The following is a 15398-nucleotide window of genomic DNA, read 5'->3' as shown; positions in this document are numbered from 1 at the left end:
TTTCCTTTTCTTTAAAGGCAAAAAAGAGATTTTTGAATAAAAATAGGTTGACCTTCTTGATTCCCAATCTCAAAATATCCACAGTTAAGAAGACTATTACGAGACCACCCACGAGCGTGAGTCCAAACAACTTCCCAAAGAGATCGTAAAAGAGTAGGAAGAGTAGAGCTCCGGGACGCAACAATATTCGCCAGATTTTTATATCCTCAAATTTCTTTTCTATCTCCAAAATTCGGTCGTATTTAACGGTGGTATTGACCCAAAAAATGTAAGAGATGAGCAAAATGGCGAATACGGAGAATGGGTTCAGCGGAGCTTCCGAGAGAATAATTAAAACCAACAGAGGGAGCGCTGAAAGCCCTATCATTTCTCCCTTGGCACCCATGCAGACCAAAGCGAGGACCATGAGCCCCAGAATCAGAAGGGGATATGGGGAGAGGGAAATATACTCAACCAAAATGAAAAGGTACATGAATAGAAGCCCAACGGAGGCGGATAGTCCCCAACCTCCCTTAAAGTTGAGATAGAAGGGGAAGAGATGTCCCAAGATGGCACAAAAACCCGCCAAATTAGCGAAGAGGAAATTTGCCCCCAACCCATAGGCTAGTAGTATTGAAAGGATTCCCTTTGATAAATCGAAAAGAGCCACTATAACTGCGGGCCAAAGGCCGAGAACGTAGTAGGTATTGGAGACGCCAGCATCTTTAAGATGGACTTTTCTTATGTCAATTCCCGCTAAAATTTTTCCCAGAAAATAAGAGGGGGAGATCGAGCCAATGAGGTATCCTAGAACGAGACAGAGAAAATTTATCATCACCGAATTCCTTTAAACCAATGTAGAAAGTCCTTCATTGAAATAATGTAAAATCCCTAAAATATTCTAACAGCAACTCATGAAAAGCACCAAGTTTATCTCATCGGTTTTGCCTTTGACGAATTTGAGGAGACTCTCGACGATATTATGGAGTTGCTTCTTAGCCCAGCTTTCCGTTAGCGCCCTATCTAGAATCTCCGAGACTCGCTCCGGCTCCTCCTTTGATATCTCTTTTTGAAGCTCGCCAACGAATTTCTCCCTTAATATGGGATACATTTCCAGGTTTTCGAACTCCCGCTCAATAAATTCAGGTTCAACATGGGTGCTTTAATAATTGTCGTTACGACGAGCAGGATATTTGATATATCTTCACGATTTCTTTTGAATTTCTGTAAAAATACCCGTTATGAGAGAAATAGAGCCCATATTGAAACAAACTTATGAAAAAATAGGAGGAAATTGGATGCGTATGTGAAATATTGCTTGGAAAGAATGAATCAAAGGGGGTAAGCGGATGTGGTTTTGGGAATCCTAATGTTTCTTCCAATTCTGGCTTATTTCACTCTGCCCCATTGGATTAAGGGCAAAGTTCTGTGCACCCTTGAATATAGGGGGATTCTCAAATCAGCAGATATTTCAAAATATGAAAGAATCTTGTTTGTGATAGCCCATCCAGACGATCTTGAATTCCTTTGCGGTGGAACTGTCCACAAATTCGCCGAGTCGGGGAAAAGAGTATTCCTCGCAGTATTCACGACTGGTGGTTGGGAAAAATATATGCCAGCTTTTCTGTCGAAGTATATAGTCAACAAGCGAAGAGTTGAGCAATTACGGGCAGCTGAAATTGCTGGAATCGAAGAGGTAATCTTTTTTGACCACCCCGATGGGAATCTCAATGATGATAAAAAAGTGGTTTCTCAGATGGAAGGACTTTTAAACACGCTAAAACCCGATGCCATTTTCACCTTTGATCCTCATAGTTGGCTTAAGTTTTGTCATCCAGATCATAAAGCTGTGGGAAAAGCAGTAATCAAAGCTTTACAAAATGGAAAATTGAGAAATTCTGATCTTTATCTCTTTTCGACGCGCAAGCCTAATTTGATTATCGATATTACCGATACCTTCCCGCGTAAGTGGAAGACACTTCAAGTTTACTCAAATTTCCGTCTCATCTCTCCAATCATCCGCACCCTCCAAGAAGGGATAGCGGGGGGTTATGGCGCGCTTATAGAGGTGAAATATGGCGAAGGTTATAGGAAAATAGAGAATATTTAGAGGTAAAAATGCGTTATGGGATTATTGCCGATATTCATGGAAATCTGGCTGCTTTCAAAGAAGTAATAAAGCATCTTAAGGGCGTTGACCAAATTTGGTGCTTGGGAGACGTAGTGGGTTATGGACCCGATCCCAATGAGTGTATTGAATTGCTTGCTTCATTTTCCCACCTTTGTATCGCTGGGAATCACGATCTGGGGGCAATTGGGAAGATAGATTTGAATGACTTTAGCTTTGATGCTCGAATAGCCTGTGAGTGGACGGGTAAGGAACTCACTCTGCAATCGCTGAATTATCTTCAAAATTTACCCCTTGACCTTAACCCCATCGATGATGTTACCCTGGTACACGGGAGTCCTAGAAATCCAGTCTGGGAATATATCATCTCTACCTGGGATGCTGAAGCGAATTTTCACCATTTCACATCTAAGATAGCCTTTGTTGGACATACCCATATTCCCATAGTTTTTCAGAAATTCCCTAAAGATACCCGCCTACCGGCAGGCCAAGTCTGCCAAGCCATAGGCCTAGAAGAGGGGAAGGCTTTTACCTTGCGGGAAGGTTTTAGATACATCATCAATGTGGGAAGTGTGGGACAGCCCCGCGATGGCAACCCAAAGGCGAGCTTCATCATCTTCGACTCCGAGAAATTTTCCTTTGAATATCATCGGGTGTCTTACCCCATAGAGGAAACTCAGGAGAAAATGGAGAGCAAGAAGTTGCCTGCTTTTCTCATATATAGACTCACCCATGGAATTTAAAGAATGAAAATTCAAAGGAGGAAATGACCATTCTTTGGTGAAAGCAAAGAATTTGGATATTTTGAAAGGAGGATTTTAAATGGAAGAAAAAGAGATTGGCAGGGTGACTCATTATTTCACAAGGCTTGGTGTGGCGGTGGTGGAGATAACCAGTGATACTTTAAGCGTTGGTGATACCATCCACATAAAGGGACACACCACCGATCTCACGCAAAAAGTGGAGTCCATGGAGATAGAACACGAGAGGATTCAAACAGCAAAGGTGGGACAGGCTATAGGTCTTAAAGTCGATGAGCATGTGAGGGAACACGACATAGTATACAAAGTTTCGCCCTGATACCTAATATATCCTCCCTTGGGTGAGATATTTTTGTTAATTTTTTAAACTCTTTGCACCAATATAAGGAGAAATTTCTTTTTTACACCTTGCTAAGAATGTTATAATGAATTGTGAAAAAAAGAACAAGTTCTTTCATCACATTAATCACAATGGAGGCGAGACGATGAAAGCAAAGGATATTATGACTAAAAACGTGATAGCTGTAAAAAGGGATGCCACAGTTGAAGAAATTGTGACCCTTTTGCTTGAACATAAAATCAGTGGAGTACCCGTGGTAGATGATAAATATGAGGTTATTGGAGTTGTAACTGAAGAGGACCTTCTGTACAAAAAGAAATTACCAATACCTGTAACTTTTATCTACCAATACGGTCGATACATCAACCATAAAAAATTAGTTGAGGAAATCCGGAAAATGACCGGAACCAAGGCTCAGGATATCATGTGCACAAACATCATCTGTACTAGTGAAGATACCCCAGTCAGAGATATTGTATCCTTGATGATCACAAAAGGAGTGAAAAGGGTTTTCGTGACTCGCGATGGCAAACTCGTGGGGTTGGTCAGTAAAGCTGATATATTAAAGGGTATAATTATCAAGGGAAGGGAAGCCATCCATGCTGGCTAAGGATATTATGATCAGGAAGGTGATTACCATAAGGAGAGAGACACCGGTAATGGAGATAATCGATATCCTGCTCAAAAATCGAATCACCGGTGTACCAGTGGTTTTGATGCAAATAAGATCATGGGTATAGTCTCTGAAAGCGATCTCATCTATAAAGAGACCGCGATCCCGATCACGGATTACTGGATGAATCGGAAAAAATTTAAGAACGAATATTGGAAGATAAGGGGGACCAAAGCAGAGGAGATCATGACAACCGATGTTATATGTGTAGGTGAAGATACACCCGTGGAAGAGATCGCCACTTTAATGATAGAGAAACACATTAAAAGATTGCCCGTTGTAAGGGGCAAAGAATTGGTGGGCATTATAAGCAGAGCTGATGTATTAAAGACCATCCTTTTGGAACCTCTACACCCAACTCCTCGTTGGTAAGTAAAAATTGTCCTCGATTCCGAAGGGAAATTAAGTGGGATTTCCCGCTCAAAAGTGGTAAGATATGTTAGAGGTTAATTGAGATAAAATTAACCTTATTTTATTTACAGGGAGAAGGAGAAGATGGGTTCTGTAGTTAAAAAGAGGCGCAAGAAAATAAGAAAGCATAAGTATAAGAAGATGTTAAAGAAGACCAGATGGCAAAGGCGCCATCGTTAAGGGGTTATGTCAAATTGCCACCGGCTTTGAACAGTTATGATCCAAAAGGAGTTTACTAATCAAAACAGCCAGATTTTCCAATTAATTCGTTTTATGACTCTTTCCACCTCTTCCTCGCTTAATGGACCGGGGATAATATAGATCATGAAGTTCTCACGACTCCAGAAGTACTGAGCTTTCCCAGAGGGTAGTGTCCGATAAATTTCCTGACCATTTAATTTAAATTTCCGTAATTTCTCAAAGCCTCTCCCAAATCGAATCATCGCCCTCACCATTCGCCCGGTTTCTCTCTCAGCAATGCTTGGATTCGGATACTCGGTGATCCAGATGCTCAAATCCCCCTCATAATATCCAATGGCTATATCCAAGATATCCTTGATTTCTCCTCTATGGGATGCCCTCGCCATCATCAGGGCTCGATGACCCGAAATGGTCTGCACCAAATTAAGATTTTCCACCTCCTTGGGTAGATAATTCTCCAATGTCTCGGGGCGAATACTCCAGTAAGCAATGGCCACAGCTGTAATGAGTAGAATCAGGGATATCACTGTCAGGATAATTGATTTCCTTTTCATCCCCATCCTCCAAAATTGAGATAATTGAATATTCACACTCCCTCCAAACTTTAAGTCATTTCCCATCAAAATTGAAGGATTTTGGGAGGAAAAATGGAAGGAAAAAAGAATCATGCTCATTGGGTGTTACTTTATGCATCGAATATCCAAGATTCTGTCTTTCCTGTTCCTATGCCTGATAATCCTCATGGTGGTGTCATACACCTCCTGTGCTCCTAAACGTGGGAAAAAAATCAAGGAACACCGAAAGCGCATCGTGACCCCCGAATTTAAAATAGGAGAAATCAAAGCTGTGATTGCCGACGAGATTGCCACCTCAAGAGCCCAGGAGTTAGCACACCTTCGAGGGGTGGAAAGCCAGAAGATCATCGATCTTATCGAGGGCTATTACGAGGTTGGATTTTTTAATCCTTCCCGGTGGGAAGGAGGAAAATTCACCAAATTGGGGAACTTTTTTGCCCCCCAGGTCCAAGAAACCGTAAAAACCAAAGATTTCAAAGCTCTCTGTCTCGCGGATATGGCAAATAAGGTGGATTTCGTTGAAAATGCCAACGCTGAAGTATCGAAACTTTGGATCAACTTCGACAATGATCTCAAGCCAGCCCTGGCTGTGGCTAAAGTTGAAGTTAATGCAGTTTATGTCCTTAAAAGTGGAGACATGGTTGTTCTTGAAAATGCGGCTACATTTCTCCTGGAACCGAGTGCCATGGGCGATTGGCAAATCTTCGATTATAAGGTGGATCAAAAATTGAAATCTCAAAGAATAAAGTAGGGATGGTTATGCTTTGCTGGAATCGCAAGATTCTCTGTTTGCTTCTCCTCTTTCTTCTCGCTTTATTGGGGCTGTGTTGCAAACAACAGATCAAGACATTAAGGAAAAAGCCACCGATTAAGATTCATCGTCGGATTAAAGTTTCCCTCGACTCCCATTCCAAAGAACCCGTACGCATTTTACTTTTGGGAAGCGATTCTCGTACGGAGAGCATAGCTGGACGTAGCGATGCTATAATTCTGGTTCAGATCAATCCCTCAACTCAATCGGCCACCCTCGTATCCTTCCCTAGGGATTCCAGAGTTTATATTCCCGGGAGGGGCTATGGGAAGATTAACTCAGCCATGGCCTTTGGTGGACCCGTTCTTACGGTCCGCACCGTGGAAAACTACAGCGGATTACAGATTCATTATTACATGGTCACCACCTTCAATGGCTTCATGAGAATGATCCAAAGTTTAGGGGGTGTTCAAATTACCTTGAATAAACCCTTATATGACAGATGGGCGGGAGCAAATCTTCCTGCCGGTCCTCAGAGACTCGATCCCGGTCAAGCTCTAGCCTACTGCCGAGCGAGACATATCCCCGGTGGTGACCTGGGGCGAGCAGCTCATCAGCAGCATTTGCTTGTAGCAATCTTTGAACAAGAAAGTCACAAGAATTCTCCCTTTGATCTGTTAAATTGGTTGCCCATAGTCATCAGCAATTGTGAAACCAATCTATCGAATAAGGAGATGTTCCAGCTTGCAAGATTGGTAGTCTCAGTAAAAAGGGAAAACATCGAAACCATCGTCCTTCCAGGACGCACGGGTTCTGCGGGAGGAGCGAGTTATGTTTTCTTAGATCAGAGTGTTGCTGGTCGGGTTTTCCAAAAGCTTAAGAACAGTCAATAGTCGCTCAGACAAGCATTTATAGGAGCAATGATCTGAAGCTTTGTAAAATTCAGTTGCTATGGAAGGTGGTGGGGTTATGCCTAAAGGGGAAGGGAAAGATATAGGGCTTGTGGTGATTTACACGGCTCCAAATGAGGTGGCAGCCGCGATGCTAAGGGGACTTTTGAAGTGCCAGGGCATTCCCGTTATGGTGCATCCCCTTGCTTTTCGAACATATGTTTGATAATATGAGTATATGAAGGTAAGCTATTTCAAATTGGCAACTTTTCAGCAATGTCCCCTCAAATACCGCTTTCTCTACGTGGATTGGTTGGGGAAGCAGTATAGAAAACCCCGTCCCCCTATGAGCATGGGGGAAAGTATCCACCGTGCCCTTCGCGATTTTTTCAGGATTCCAAGTCCAGAGGACAGAAGCCTTGAAAAGCTTCATTATTTATTGCGTAAAAATTGGATTAGAGATGGCTTCGGTAATCAAGATGAGGAAAGGATTTGGGGAAGGAAGGCTTTAAAAATTTTGGAACGGTTTTATCACTCCAACGATTGTCGAGTCCAACCCCTATTTACGGAGCTTAATTTCGAAGTCAAGATAGAGGATCTGATCTTCGTGGGAGTTGTGGATCGAATCGATAGGTTGGATAGTGGAATCTTCCAGGTAATCGAGTATAAGACCGGTGCTAAGTCCATGACCTCGGAGGAAGCCGATAGAGATCTTCAACTAACCTTTTATAATTTAGCCATTAGAGAAAAATATCACTTTGAACCAATTAAGCTGACCATCTATTTTCTCCAGTCAAACAAGCAAATCAATACCTTCAGGACGGATGAGCAACTTCAAGAGGGTCTAAGAGAGATCACAAATATCGTGGAAAAAATCAAGAGTAATCGGGAGTTTGAGCCTCAAAGGAATCACCTTTGTCCTTGGTGCGATTTCTTAGAGATATGTCCCATCAGGGATGAAATACGGATACCCATAAAAGAGATGGTGTATCCCGAAGATCTTCCGTTTTAACTTCCCTTGCCCGTGGCAAAAAATTAGTTTTAAATTCTAAATTTTTACATGTTACTTAATGCAGAGCGTGATCGGTAATCCTCTCCATGTCTGCAATCGATTCCCATTTGAATTTAAGCTCACTAGCACCGGGAATTCCCAACTTAAGTTCTATCGCCCTTCTAATTTGGGGCTGATCCCATACGCTTCTTTTTTCAATTCTTGACGTGGTGCCCAAGGTTTTTAAAAGGGCCAATCCCACAACATCCGCAGCTATTCTATCCCTCGTAGCCACAATGATCCGTGGCTCTTTTATCCTTCCCCTTGCCGGTCCCCCGGTAACAAAAACTCTGCTCGCGTCCATGACTATGAAACTCGGTTTAAAGGCCAGATTTAAATCCGCGATCATCTCCTGAAGATGAGGTGAAGCGTGCATCACCCTTCGATCATGAGGTGAGATAAGTCCAACAAAATTTTTAAGAGACATGGAGAAAACCGCGGCTTCATGGGTCTTTACTACCGGCAGATTAATGATGTGATCCACCTCTTGAGCAAGTCTGGGGATGGTGAGTCCCTCCTTCCAGTGAGTCACACCTTCCGGTCTTATATGAATCCATTCAGTGTCCTCAAGGGCTATCACCTCTGCTCCCGCCTCCCGCGCTGCCCTTTCAATCCCCACTCGGCGCATATTATACATTGTATTAGACCAGGGACCGTAAATGCTGGATCTATCGGCTACGATTACCTCTCCCGCACCAGCCTCAAAAGCCATCTTCACTACCTCTTTCACCACCTCGGGATTTGTAGTTCCAGGATGGGGATCATACGAGTTTGCGTTGACCTTTACCAGAATGGTTTCCCCAGATTTGATGAACCCAAAACCACCGGCGAGTTCAACGGCTCTTCTTGTGGATTGAGACATGGTTGCTTCATGAGCCAAAGCAACAAGGCCTTGTTCCTTCATAACCTCTTGCTTTTTTGAAACTTCTTCCTCAGAAATCTTTGGTATCTCCTTTTCCCATCTCCTGACCTCAGCCGGTTTTTCTCGCTTCTCCTTGACCACTGCCTTTTCCTTTAAACCCTGCTTTGCACACCCAAGGATGGTGATGATACTCAGAGCAGTCGCTCCAAACACAAAAGGCTTGGAATTTTTCCTTGGTTTTTTGCTCACGATCTCACCTCTTTTGCTTATACAGATAGTTTATCCCCATCATAATGAGAGTGCAAAGCAAGAGACATGGATTTGGTAAGAGTATTTTAGGTTGACATTTTTCGCCCTTTTATGATATTAAAAAGAAGTCCGATTTTTGGATACCTCCTGGAGGCGATGGAAATCGAATCAAAGGATCTTTCCATCTTTAGAATCTTTCAAATTGTTTCTCTCTTTTTGATCCTCTTTCTCGTTATCCCCACAATCTCCATTGCTTCCCCCCTAAAAAAGAAAAGGTTACAGGTATCCCAGATTAGAAATCAAATCTATAACCTGAACAAGAAATTAAATAAACTGGCAATGGAGTATAATTCCGCCCAGATAAAATTGGCTAGAATTGATGCCAATATTGAGAAAACCACAGCAAAATTGGAAGCCGCCAAAAAAGAACTTGAGCACCGCCAGGTTATTTTGAATCAAAGGATCAACTTCCTCTATCGCTGTGGTCATGTTGAATTTCTGGACATGTTATTCGGATCCAAAACCTTTTCTGAATTTCTGATGCGCTTCGATTTGATACAGGCAATTGGTGAACAAGATCTAAATAATCTCAATGAAATTAAACGAATCCTAGCTGAGATTGAAAGGATGAAGAATGAACTCACCGCCCAAAGTGCTCGACAAAGAGCACTCCTAGGATCGCTCAAAGCAAAGCAACGCGAGATGGAGAAAGAATTGGCCAAACAAAAGTCGTTGTTTTCAAGAACTCAAGCTCAATTGATTCGACTGCGAATGAATCAACATAGACCTCGAAAATTGGTAGTTGCTACTCGTTCACGAACATATCGCAGAGGGGGGTTTCATTTTCCTGTGGCGGGACCCCATGCCTATTGCGACTCTTGGGGAGCTCCTAGAAGGGGACACCGCCACCAGGGTTGTGATATCTTTGCCCTACGTGGCATCCCCTGCGTGGCTTGTGTCAGTGGCACCGTAAAAGCAACCTATAGTAGTGGCGGCGGCAAGACCATTTATCTCTATGGAGACGATGGGAATACCTACTGTTATATGCATCTCAGTGGCTACGCTGTAACGGGAGGTCACGTTGAAGCTGGCCAAACGATTGGTTATGTGGGGAATACTGGAAATGCGAGAGGTGCATCGCCCCATCTTCACTTCGAATTCCACCCAGGCGGGGGAAGAGCCGTCAATCCTTATCCCGTATTGAAAGCTTCCGAATAGTTTTGGAGTGAGATTTTACCTCTTATCTATTATCACTGCAAAAGTTCCCTTGTCAGTCCCTCCCGACAGAAACCGAGGTCAAACCACTCACAATTCCCGCACATCCGCTCCAAATCCTTCTCATCGATCTTCTCTCGAATTAACGGAAATAGAGTCTTTACCGATATAGTAGATCCAGGTTTCAACCCTAAGCATCTTAATACCTCATCATCCAATTCCCTTACTTTCTCTTCACATGAAGAACCATGCTTGGTGCATTTATTGCCAAGCTGGTGAGGGCAAGTAAAGCAGAGGATGTCGCATTCATTCGTGAGTTCGATTAATAGGTTTTCATTCGCCTTTATGATTTGAATTATTCGCCTCAGAGCATTTACGAATGCAGGGGTGTAACCCAACCCTTGAAATCCATGAATGCAAAGCAGATGATGTGCTCGAAGTTTCAATGCCAATCCCTCCCAACCACTCTTTAATCCTGTATTTGCCGATAGCTTACACGCGAAGAAATCAGGAATTAATTTACTAATATTCATAAAATCTATTTCCTTTGCTCATGAGTTTTCTGGGTTCAATTATTACCCTTCTTTTCCCACCTCTTACATAACCCATTTGATGGCTCCTTATATCGTGTTTCTTTATAATCTCCAAAGCAGATGCTAGATCATCTGGTGCCACGACCAGGCAAAAACCAATGCCCATATTATAAACCTTGTACATTTCTTCATCGGTTACGTTGCCCAGCTTTTGAATCAAAGAAAATATCGGTGGCGGTTCAGGTAGGTAATTTATTACATATCCTACCTCTGAGGCCACCCTGGTTAAATTGAGAAAGCCATCCCCCGTGATATGTATCAGAGCTTTCACGTTTAAACCCGAATTTAGAATTTCCATGATCTCGGGGACATAAATCCTGGTGGGTTCCAAAAGCTCCTCGCCAATGGTCCGTCCCAACTCATCGAAATATTTGTTGACATCAAAACCCATCTTGTCGAAGAAAATTTGACGTGCCAAGGTTAAACCATTGCTGTGAATGCCACTGCTTTCCAAACCCAGTACAATATCCCCATCTTGGATATCCTGCCCCATGATCATCTTATCGAGAGGGACAATGCCAACACATGTACCCACCAAATCAAAGCCATAGGTTTCCCTCCTGCCCCTAATTAACTCCTTTAGCTGAGCTATCTCCCCGGCGGGGATGGTTATCCCCGCCATTTGAGCTCCTCGATAAAGCCCTTCTCCAATCTCTTCCAGTAGGTCAGGATGTGGTTCCTGAACTGCTATGTAATCCACCATGGAGATCGGCTCTGCTCCTACGCAGAGGATATCATTGACATTCATGGCTACGCAGTCTATTCCAATGGTGTCGTATTTGCCCATCATTTGTGCGACGAGAACCTTCGTCCCCACCCCATCGGTTGAAATGGCGATTCCCATATTCCCTCCGATATCAATGACATTGGCAAAGTAGCCCATCTTAAGCTTTGCCGCTCCAACTTTCTTCCTCAATCGAAAGGTCTTCTTGATCCACTTCAGCAGCCCTTCTAGGGCAACCTCCTCTCTGGCGGAATCGACGCCAGCCCGAGCGTAGGTAAGGTGTTCAGATTTTTCGATCTTATCCGGTCTCTCGCCTTTTAAATTCATCGAGTGCCTCCAAATCCGCTTATAAGTTAGCATATCAAGGGAATGAAATAAATATGTGCATTTGCAAAGGGTACTAAACTTTGTGTATAATCATGGAAAATTCATAGATTTTAGGGGAGCTCGTGTTACGGGCTGAGAGGTTCGATATCATTGAACGACCCTTTGAACCTGCTCTGGGTAATGCCAGCGGAGGGATAATATCTCCACAACCGTATTTCCGCTGGAAAATACGGTTTTTTTATCTCAATCTAATATCATATTAAAAGCTTCTTTCAAAGGAGGTCGCCCGTGATAAAGGAAGAACTTAGCACCCGCGAAGCCTTAGAAGAAACTGTGGTGACCAGAGCCATAATTGACAGGTTCTGGAGCGATTTTTCAAAGCGTCTCGATTTGGATGTAGCCATTGCTGGGGCCGGTCCTGCCGGATTGATCGCAGCTCGGTATTTGGCTCAAGAGAATTATAGGGTCGCAGTTTTTGAAAGAAATCTTCATGTTGGAGGAGGAATGTGGGGAGGAGGCATGCTTTTCCCCAAGATCGTAATACAGGAAAGGGCCAAAGGGATTCTCGATGGACTAGGGGTGAGATTAGAACAGTATACCGGTAACTACTACACAGCTGACTCGGTGGAAACGGTTTCAAAATGTACAGCTGCAACCATCGAGGCAGGAGCCAAGATATGGATAGGTATGAGCGTCGAGGATGTAATAATTCGTGAAGGAAACAGGGTTACCGGTGTGGTTATAAATTGGGGTGCCGTTGAAGCTGCACATTTCCATGTCGATCCCCTAGCCGTAAAATCGAAACTCGTAATAGATTCCACAGGTCATGGAGCTGAAGTGGCTCGCGTTGTTTCTCAAAAAATTCCAGAGGCTAATTTTCCCACCCTTACGGGTAAGGTCATTGGGGAGAGTTGCATGTGGTCCGAAGCGGGTGAGAAAGAAGTCGAGGATAAAACATGTGAGATCTTTCCCGGTCTTATAGTTGCCGGTATGGCTGTAGCCACGGTCTTTGGTTCTCCACGGATGGGTGCCATATTTGGAGGGATGTTCCTCTCGGGAAGAAGAGCAGCTGACATAGCATCCTTCATCTTAAAAAGCAGATTTAAGGGTGAAGAATGATTTCGAAGAGGAGAATATGAATCTGGATCTCTACGTGATCACCACGGAAATTCCGGGTCTGAGTCGGACACATATCGATGTCGCTCGAGATGCGATCGCAGGGGGGGCCACGGTAATCCAATTGCGGGAGAAGGACAGGTGCACCCGGGATATGCTGAGAATAGCAGCAGAGATTAAAAAGTTGACCCACAGATCCGGGACTCTTTTCATAATCAATGATCGAATTGATATAGCTTTAGCCATCGATGCCGATGGAGTACACCTGGGACAGGAGGATATGCCCCTCCCCTATGCTCGGAAAATCCTGGGGAAGGGGAAAATAATCGGCGTCTCTGTAGGTGGCATTAAGGAGGCAGTTCGAGTGGAAAGAGAGGGTGCAGATTACCTTGGAGTTGGCTCGATCTTTCTCACTCCAAGCAAAAGCGATGCCGGTCAGCCTGTAGGATTGAGTACTTTATCTGAGATAAGGAGCTCCGTGAAATCCCCGATCGTTGCCATAGGTGGAATAACCTTGAACAACCTTGAGGATGTACTCAAAGCGGGGGCAGATGGAGTGGCGGTGATCTCTGCCGTGGCTTGTGCCGCCGATGTGAGGAGAGCAACCTCTGAACTTCTAAAAAAGATCAGAGAGGTCAAAGCCAAGCTGAAGGAGGAGTAAATATGACCACATTGTTGACCAGGATCAAAGCGGGGGAAATCCCCGAGGAAATAAAGAGAGTAGCCCGGGAGGAAAAGGTGAATTTAAATTTGATCCTTCAAAACATCGCTCAGGGCAAAATCGTCATCCCCAGAAATATCAATCACCCCTCCGCCCGTCCCGTGGGGATAGGAGAAGCTTTGCGCACAAAGGTCAATGCAAATATCGGTACATCAGAGGATTTTCCCCTCATGGATGAGGAGCTTGAGAAACTTGAAGTAGCCATAAAAGCCAGTGCTGATACCGTCATGGATTTGAGTACGGGAGGAGATCTAAATAAGATAAGGAGAGCGATAATTACTAAATCTTCCATCCCCATAGGTACCGTACCCATCTACCAAGCAGCCATAGACGCCAAGATTAAATACGGCAATATTGTAAAAATGACCCCGGACCATATCTTTAAGGTCATAGAAGTCCATGCAAGGGATGGCGTGGATTTCATGACCATCCATTGTGGCATCACCTGGAAAGCTCTCAACGCCTTAACCCGAGAAGGGCGCATAACTGATGTGGTCAGCCGGGGGGGAGCATTTATAATCGGCTGGATGCTCCACAATGATAAAGAGAATCCCCTCTATGAGCAATTTGATAGGTTACTTGAGATAGCAAAGAGGTATGATGTTACCTTAAGCCTTGGGGATGGCATGAGACCTGGATGCATAGCCGACGCCTCAGACAGAGCTCAAATCGAGGAGCTTTTAACCTTAGGTGAACTGGTAGATAGAGCGAGAGAGTCTGAAGTTCAGGTTATGGTTGAGGGTCCAGGTCACGTGCCCCTTGACCAAATCGAGGCTACAGTAAAAATGGAGAAATCCGTATGCAAGGGTGCTCCTTTCTACGTTTTGGGACCAATAGTTACCGATGTGGCACCCGGTTATGATCACATTACTTCTGCAATTGGCGGAGCGATCGCTGCTGCTTCAGGCGCCGATTTTCTCTGCTACGTGACTCCCCGAGAGCATCTCGGCCTTCCCACGATCGAAGATGTAAGGGAAGGTGTCATTGCTGCAAAAATTGCAGCTCATGCGGCCGACATCATTAGGGGTATCCCCGGCGCATCGGAGTGGGATTTACAGATGTCTAAGGCCAGAAAAGCCTTAGACTGGGAAAGGCAAATGAAACTGGCCATCGATCCTGAAAGGGCTAGAAAAGCCCATGAGGAAAGAAAAGGTCCAGAGGAGGATGTGTGTACGATGTGCGGGAAATTTTGCGCTATGAAATTGGTAGCTGAATTTCTCAAATCAGCACAGGTTAAAAAATGTATATAGAATAGGCTAGACATTAAATCTCAATTAAGCTTTTACATTGACCTAGGATAAACAGTATGCAGGAAGAAACCATGAACGAATTATGTCCAGGGTTAATTAGATTAATATAGATGAGGTTCTCAAATGCTCATTGAGGATATTGGCGAGTTTGGTCTTATAAGAAGAATTTCAAAGATCGCCGCGGTAAAGGATAAGCGCATTATTGTTCCTATAGGAGACGACGCTGCGGTGGTGACCTCTGATCCAAATCTATTATTGGTTTTAACCTCGGATATTCTCGTCGAAGGTGTGCACTTTAAATTAGATACCATTTCCCCCAATGAGCTCGGTTATAAGGCAATGGCCATCAACATCAGTGATATCGCTGCCATGGCTGGTATTCCTCGCTTTGCTTTAGTTTCTGTGGGCTTAAAACCCAAAACTAGTGTAGAATTCGCCGAGGCGATCTACAGGGGGATGATGAAGGCAGCGCGCAAATACCATTTAACATTAGTTGGGGGAGATATTACCGAGGCTCTTCAAATAACTTTGAGCGTTACAATAATCGGCGAAGTTGAACCAGGATACCTCAGGAGAAGGAG

The 15398-nt window shown here is 44.0% G+C and carries 22 protein-coding genes and 1 riboswitch; of the genes, 16 read left to right on the top strand and 6 right to left on the bottom strand.

Features of this window, described 5'->3' with window-relative positions:
• Together AB1466_06740 and AB1466_06735 are read right to left on the bottom strand one after the other, a co-directional pair.
• On the bottom strand, positions 1–814 hold an 814-nt coding region (locus AB1466_06740; protein MEW6189780.1), incomplete at its 3' end, for a glycerol-3-phosphate acyltransferase.
• A gap of 66 nt (positions 815–880) precedes the next feature.
• Positions 881–1090 (bottom strand): hypothetical protein, encoded by a 210-nt coding sequence (locus tag AB1466_06735; protein ID MEW6189779.1) that lies wholly within the window; start codon positions 1088–1090, stop codon positions 881–883.
• Positions 1091–1330: 240 nt separating this feature from the next.
• On the opposite strand from AB1466_06735, the gene AB1466_06730 reads away from it, so the two are divergent.
• From AB1466_06730 to AB1466_06700, 7 genes are all read left to right on the top strand, one after another.
• The gene (locus tag AB1466_06730; GenBank protein ID MEW6189778.1) at positions 1331–2089 is read left to right on the top strand and encodes a PIG-L family deacetylase; all 759 of its coding nucleotides are present in this window, start codon (positions 1331–1333) and stop codon (positions 2087–2089) included.
• Positions 2090–2097: 8 nt separating this feature from the next.
• Positions 2098–2850: a metallophosphoesterase family protein gene (locus tag AB1466_06725; GenBank protein MEW6189777.1), complete on the top strand. Its 753-nt coding sequence runs from the start codon at positions 2098–2100 to the stop codon at positions 2848–2850.
• A gap of 79 nt (positions 2851–2929) precedes the next feature.
• Positions 2930–3187, top strand: coding sequence for a hypothetical protein (locus tag AB1466_06720; GenBank protein ID MEW6189776.1), 258 nt, complete (start codon positions 2930–2932; stop codon positions 3185–3187).
• 166 nt (positions 3188–3353) lie between these two features.
• Positions 3354–3818: a CBS domain-containing protein gene (locus AB1466_06715; GenBank protein ID MEW6189775.1), complete on the top strand. Its 465-nt coding sequence runs from the start codon at positions 3354–3356 to the stop codon at positions 3816–3818.
• Positions 3819–3825: 7 nt separating this feature from the next.
• On the top strand, positions 3826–3948 hold the full coding sequence (locus tag AB1466_06710; protein ID MEW6189774.1) for a CBS domain-containing protein: 123 nt from the start codon (positions 3826–3828) through the stop codon (positions 3946–3948).
• Complete coding sequence (locus AB1466_06705; GenBank protein MEW6189773.1) at positions 3939–4253, top strand: CBS domain-containing protein; 315 nt, start codon at positions 3939–3941, stop codon at positions 4251–4253. The genes AB1466_06710 and AB1466_06705 overlap by 10 nt, the downstream gene beginning before the upstream one ends.
• Before the next feature lie 123 nt (positions 4254–4376).
• A complete protein-coding gene (locus AB1466_06700; protein MEW6189772.1) occupies positions 4377–4472 on the top strand; it encodes an AURKAIP1/COX24 domain-containing protein in 96 nt (31 codons plus the stop codon).
• A gap of 59 nt (positions 4473–4531) precedes the next feature.
• Here the strand turns inward: AB1466_06700 and AB1466_06695 are convergent, their stop codons facing one another.
• Positions 4532–5047, bottom strand: a complete 516-nt coding sequence (locus AB1466_06695; protein MEW6189771.1) for a hypothetical protein — start codon at positions 5045–5047, stop codon at positions 4532–4534.
• Between the two features lie 133 nt (positions 5048–5180).
• On the opposite strand from AB1466_06695, the gene AB1466_06690 reads away from it, so the two are divergent.
• From AB1466_06690 to AB1466_06675, 4 genes are all read left to right on the top strand, one after another.
• Positions 5181–5819, top strand: a complete 639-nt coding sequence (locus AB1466_06690; protein ID MEW6189770.1) for a hypothetical protein — start codon at positions 5181–5183, stop codon at positions 5817–5819.
• A gap of 8 nt (positions 5820–5827) precedes the next feature.
• Positions 5828–6712: an LCP family protein gene (locus AB1466_06685; protein MEW6189769.1), complete on the top strand. Its 885-nt coding sequence runs from the start codon at positions 5828–5830 to the stop codon at positions 6710–6712.
• Positions 6713–6788: 76 nt separating this feature from the next.
• Positions 6789–6935 carry a hypothetical protein gene (locus AB1466_06680; protein MEW6189768.1) on the top strand — a complete coding sequence of 49 codons (147 nt, stop codon included), beginning with the start codon at positions 6789–6791 and terminating at the stop codon, positions 6933–6935.
• Between the two features lie 12 nt (positions 6936–6947).
• A complete protein-coding gene (locus AB1466_06675) occupies positions 6948–7721 on the top strand; it encodes a PD-(D/E)XK nuclease family protein (protein MEW6189767.1) in 774 nt (257 codons plus the stop codon).
• A 55-nt stretch (positions 7722–7776) separates the two neighbouring features.
• On the opposite strand, the gene AB1466_06670 is transcribed toward AB1466_06675, so the two are convergent.
• The gene (locus AB1466_06670) at positions 7777–8871 is read right to left on the bottom strand and encodes a DUF362 domain-containing protein (protein ID MEW6189766.1); all 1095 of its coding nucleotides are present in this window, start codon (positions 8869–8871) and stop codon (positions 7777–7779) included.
• 156 nt (positions 8872–9027) lie between these two features.
• Between AB1466_06670 and AB1466_06665 the strand changes: the two genes are divergently transcribed.
• Positions 9028–10089, top strand: a complete 1062-nt coding sequence (locus AB1466_06665) for a peptidoglycan DD-metalloendopeptidase family protein (protein MEW6189765.1) — start codon at positions 9028–9030, stop codon at positions 10087–10089.
• A gap of 32 nt (positions 10090–10121) precedes the next feature.
• On the opposite strand, the gene AB1466_06660 is transcribed toward AB1466_06665, so the two are convergent.
• Together AB1466_06660 and purM are read right to left on the bottom strand one after the other, a co-directional pair.
• Positions 10122–10538, bottom strand: coding sequence for a DUF1284 domain-containing protein (locus AB1466_06660; protein ID MEW6189764.1), 417 nt, complete (start codon positions 10536–10538; stop codon positions 10122–10124).
• 70 nt (positions 10539–10608) lie between these two features.
• Complete coding sequence (gene purM / locus AB1466_06655; protein ID MEW6189763.1) at positions 10609–11730, bottom strand: phosphoribosylformylglycinamidine cyclo-ligase; 1122 nt, start codon at positions 11728–11730, stop codon at positions 10609–10611.
• A 102-nt stretch (positions 11731–11832) separates the two neighbouring features.
• Positions 11833–11943: riboswitch (TPP riboswitch) on the top strand.
• Positions 11944–12018: 75 nt separating this feature from the next.
• On the opposite strand from purM, the gene AB1466_06650 reads away from it, so the two are divergent.
• From AB1466_06650 to AB1466_06635, 4 genes are all read left to right on the top strand, one after another.
• Positions 12019–12849: a sulfide-dependent adenosine diphosphate thiazole synthase gene (locus AB1466_06650; GenBank protein MEW6189762.1), complete on the top strand. Its 831-nt coding sequence runs from the start codon at positions 12019–12021 to the stop codon at positions 12847–12849.
• Entirely contained in the window at positions 12839–13507 is a 669-nt protein-coding gene (thiE, locus tag AB1466_06645) for a thiamine phosphate synthase (protein ID MEW6189761.1), read from the top strand. The genes AB1466_06650 and thiE overlap by 11 nt, the downstream gene beginning before the upstream one ends.
• Positions 13508–13509: 2 nt before the next feature.
• Positions 13510–14817: a phosphomethylpyrimidine synthase ThiC gene (gene thiC, locus AB1466_06640; protein MEW6189760.1), complete on the top strand. Its 1308-nt coding sequence runs from the start codon at positions 13510–13512 to the stop codon at positions 14815–14817.
• A 123-nt stretch (positions 14818–14940) separates the two neighbouring features.
• Positions 14941–15398: AIR synthase related protein (locus AB1466_06635; GenBank protein ID MEW6189759.1), on the top strand; the 458-nt coding region annotated here is incomplete at its 3' end.

Source organism: Actinomycetota bacterium, assembly GCA_040755895.1.
Taxonomy (GTDB): Bacteria; Actinomycetota; Aquicultoria; order Subteraquimicrobiales; family Subteraquimicrobiaceae; genus Subteraquimicrobium.
The sequence above is the reverse complement of the archived record's forward strand: the minus strand, read 5'-3'. Positions and strand labels throughout refer to the sequence as shown.